The sequence below is a fragment of the Streptococcus sp. HF-100 genome, from assembly GCF_015594635.1.
Lineage (GTDB): Bacteria > Bacillota > Bacilli > Lactobacillales > Streptococcaceae > Streptococcus > Streptococcus vaginalis.
Genome location: NZ_JADNQV010000014.1, coordinates 1 through 4755, shown reverse-complemented (window position 1 = coordinate 4755; position 4755 = coordinate 1). Strand labels below are relative to the sequence as shown.

The 4755-nt window shown below is 40.4% G+C and carries 1 protein-coding gene; it reads left to right on the top strand.

The window, feature by feature from the left end; translation table 11 throughout:
- Positions 1-56: 56 nt before the first annotated feature.
- The coding region (locus IYQ23_RS09340; protein ID WP_195674723.1) for a Spy0128 family protein at positions 57-4755 on the top strand (4699 nt) is incomplete at its 3' end.

The following is a 4755-nucleotide window of genomic DNA, read 5'->3' as shown; positions in this document are numbered from 1 at the left end:
GACTAAAAGGATAGGTGTTCTTTTAGTTTTGTTTATGAAAGAAGGAGAGATTGATTATGAGGCTAAAAGAGTGGATGAGTTTCTTTTTGTCATTGCTAATGATTTTTGCTTTTCTAGGATTTTGGAATGTCCAGCGGGTTTCTGCTGCTGATGTTACCGATAAGGCTAAATTCGAGAATTTGAAAGTCACAGTTGCTGAAACTGGGAGTGACTCACACATTATTATCGGTCCAAGCACAAAAACTGTTGAACTAAAATACTCGGGCGACTTCTCATTCCCTGGTGTACAGGCGAACGAGATTAAGCCTGGAGATTACTTTATCGTAAAGGCCCCTGAAAATTTGGATTTAGAAGATGGAACCTTGGATCTAATTGATTCAAATTCAAATACGAAGATGGGGACGGTTCAGGTAGAAAAAGCCAATCATCGTCTTGTCTTTACTTTCAATGAAGCAGTTCAGGGGAAACAACATATCCGTGGGAGCTTTACTGCGACTGCAAAACAAACAGTTGAAGGAGTGACTAAGACGGTCACTTACATTTTACCAGGAGGCAGTAAATCTGAAATAACTTTTGAGGTAAAAAAGTATCCTAAGACCCCCCATGAAGGCGAACTGGTTTTTAAAAGTGGTATCAATGATCCGAAATTACCTAGAATTACATGGCATGTGCGGATTAACCGTTCTAAGACGGATATGGGGAACCACACTATTAAAATTACAGATAATATCGGCTTAGGAGCCTTTATGTCTTATATTGAAAGTTCCTTTGAACTATCTGAAGTAGAGTACGAGACGACAGATACCAACTATGCTGCTTTGAAGACTAGGATTAAAGTGTATAAAATAACAATGGATCCTGAGGAGTATAAAAAGGATCCAGACAACACGGCCTTGCTGACTTTTGTCAATGGTAAACGTGGCTTTGAATTGCTTATGCCGACCAATATGGGTACCAAGAGTTTTTACCTAAGATATCTCACCACATCGCCAGCAGATACCTCAGAGGTGGAAAACTCCGCTCAATACTTGTTAGATAACGAACCTCAATTAATTTGGAAAAAACGGGAAAACACAATCGAAACAAGAACCGAGCACTCTTCAACTCTTAAAACGGTTAAAGCCGTAGGTGCGACTATTACTGCTGATATCGCTGGAAAGATCAAAATCACTAAATTCGACGAAGCTGATGCAGATGTTAAGTTGGCAGGCGTTGTCTTTGAAATCCTACGAAAAAGTGACAGGGTTAAAGTTCAGGAAGTAACAACTGATGCGGACGGGATTGCCGTTTCAGATCATCTTAATGATGGTGAGTATATCGTTAAAGAAAAGACTCCGAAACCAGGCTATCAGGTGAACAGTCAAGAATTTACAGTTGAGATGAAAGATGGAAAAGGTGTTCCCCTCAATATCTCTAACAAACGTGTGACAGTTGACTTTGAAGCGACCAAGACATGGGTAAACGGAAAAGCAACTGACTACAAAAAAGTTAAGCTTGGCTTGTATGTGCACAAAGAAGGACAAACTGTTGCAGATGCAAAACCTGTTACTGGGAACTACACCCCTGAAGTAACCGTGTCGAACGGTGTCTACACTTATAAGTGGAAAAATCAACTTCCTGAACGTGATGTTGATGGAAGCAAGCTAGTTTATTCTGTTCGCGAACTTGAAGATCAGACGGGTCTTCCTCTGAAAGAAGGAGAGAAAGTCAAAGCAGGAGAGAACAACTACCTTGTATCTTACAATGCAGACAAGACTCAAGTAACCAATACTTACGAAGTTCCAAAAACAAACGTGACGGCTAAGAAAGTCTGGGTTGGTGGTCAGGAACATGTTCGTCCAACAGTCTATTTCAAATTGTACCGTACACCAGAAGGTGGAGTTGAAGAAGAAGTGGCTGGTGTTGAGAAGAAAGAAGTTCCAAAAACAAATGGAACTGTCGAATGGACAGACCTTCCTGCGACTGATGAGCACGGTGTGAAATACACTTATAGTGTGAAAGAAGTTGATAAAGATGGCAATCTTGTCACTACAGTAGACGGTTACACCGCTAACCAAACAGCGGGTCTTACTGTTACAAATACCTATAGCACTTCACCAACTGAGGCGGACATTAAAGTCAAAAAAGAATTGACTGGTGGTCGTCCAACACCTCTTCAAGCGAATGAATTTGAGTTTATCTTGAGAGATAAAGATGGGCAAGAAGTTCAAAGAGCTAAGAATGATGCAAATGGTGATGTAGTCTTTAAAGATATCCCTTTTACACAAGAAGGACATTACCAGTACACGATTGTGGAAGCAAATGCTGGTCAAACCATTGATGGGGTGACCCATGATGCGAGAACAGTTCGTGTCACCGTACACGTCTATGATAATGGAAGAGGTCAGCTGGTTGCATGGGTTGAAAATTTTGCCATTTCAGCTCTAACAGCTCCTATTGCTGATTTCTCATCTGTAGCTGCTGGTTCAAATCTCGTACCTCCAATCTCTGGGGCTATTGATGCCATTACAGATGACGGAATTCAGACATTCACAAATACCTACAAAGCTACCAAGGTTAAAGTGCCTGTTGCTGCGACGAAATCATTCATCAACAAGAACACTGATAAGCCAATTCAGCTTCAAGGTGGGGAATTCGAATTTGCCTTGTTTGAGAAAAATGGTACAGATCCAATTCAAACAACAACAAATGATGCAACTGGAAACATTAAGTTTGAAGATTTAGAATTCAATAAAGCTGACACTTATCATTACACCATCGTTGAAAAGAATGCTGGGACAACTGATAAAGGAATCACTTATTCTAACAAGACTATCGAAGTAACGATCAAAGTTGTTGACAACGGTAAGGGAGCGCTTGAAGCAACTGTTACCTATGACAATAACGACAGCACTTTCGAAAACACCTATAAGGCTGAAAATGCCAAAGCTGTTCTTGAAGTAGATAAGAAACTAAGTAATCGCAATCTCGAAGCTAACATGTTCGAATTTACATTGACAGACCAAGTTGGTAACGTTGAAAAAGCGAAGAATGGTGCTGACGGAAAAGTTAAATTCTCAGAGTTGACATTTGATGAAGCAGGTACTTACACTTACACCATCAAGGAAGTAAAAGCTGGCACAACGGAGAATGGTATCACCTACGATGCTAAGACCGTCACAGCTAAAGTAACTGTAACCGATGATGGTCAAGGTAAATTGCATGCGGCTGTTGAATACAGCAGTGATGGTACAGCTAATAGCACAACCTTCAATAATGTCTACACCCCAGCAGGTGACACATCCGTTACTCTTGGTGCGAAAAAAGTTCTTGAAGGTAAAACTCTTGAAGCAGGTAAATACAGCTTTGTCTTGAAGAAAGCAGACGGAACTGTTGTCGAAACAGTAACCAACGCTGCAGATGGAACAGTGACCTTCTCACCAATCTCATATAATGAGAGCCAAGTAGGAACTCACAAGTACACTATCTCTGAAATTGCTGGATCTGAAACAGGAATCACTTACGATAAGACCGTTCAAGAAGTTGAAGTAACGGTTGAAAAAGTAAGCGCAACTGAATTGAAAGCAACTGCCTCAAAAGAAGCAAAAGATCTTGTATTTACAAACAAATACACCCCAGCAGGTGACACATCCATTACTCTCGGAGCTAAGAAAGTTCTTGAAGGTAAAACTCTTGAAGCAGGTAAATACAGCTTTGTCTTGAAGAAAGCAGACGGAACTGTTGTCGAAACAGTAACCAACGCTGCAGATGGAACAGTGACCTTCTCACCAATCTCATATGATGAGAGCCAAGTGGGAACTCACAAGTATACCATCTCAGAAGTTGCTGGATCTGAAGCAGGAATCACTTATGATAAGACTGTTCGAGAAGTAGAAGTCAAGGTTGAAAAAATCAGTGCTACTGAATTAAAAGCAACGGTTTCGAAAGAAGCGAAAGATCTTGTCTTCACTAACAAATACACACCAGCACCAGCAACCAAAGTAAAAATTGCTGGTAAGAAAGTGCTAGAAGGTAAAACACTGGAAGCAGGCAAATATAACTTTGTCCTGAAAAAGACAGATGGCAGTGTCGTTCAAACTGTTACTAATGATGTGGACGGAAACTTTGCTTTTGACGAATTGACTTACGATGAAAACCAAGTAGGAACGCATAAGTATACTATCTCAGAAGTTGAAGGAACAGAAACTGGGGTAACTTATGATAAGACTGTTCGAGAAGTAGAAGTCAAGGTTGAAAAAATCAGTGCTACTGAATTAAAAGCAACGGTTTCGAAAGAAGCGAAAGATCTTGTCTTCACTAACAAATACACACCAGCTAAAACGCAAATTCCAGTGAAAAAAATCTGGGATGATGCTGATAATCAAGATGGCAAACGTCCAACTAAGATTACTGTTAAACTCTTGGCAGACGGTCAAGATACAGATAAAACTCTTGAACTATCAGAAGCCAATGGCTGGGCAGGTAACTTCACGGATTTAGATGCAGATAAAGGTGGAGCTCCGATTGATTATAAAGTAGTTGAAGTGAGTTCAGTAGCTGGTTATACAACTGAAATTAGCGGAGATGCTAAGACAGGCTTTACTATTACCAATAAATACACACCAGAAACAATTGATATTAAAGCCACAAAGAACTGGGATGACGCTAATAACCAAGATGGTAAACGTCCGAAATATATTACGGTTAATCTCTTGGCAGATGGTGAAAAAGTAGCTTCCAAAGAAGTGAAAGCGGCAGCTGACGGAACGTGGTCTA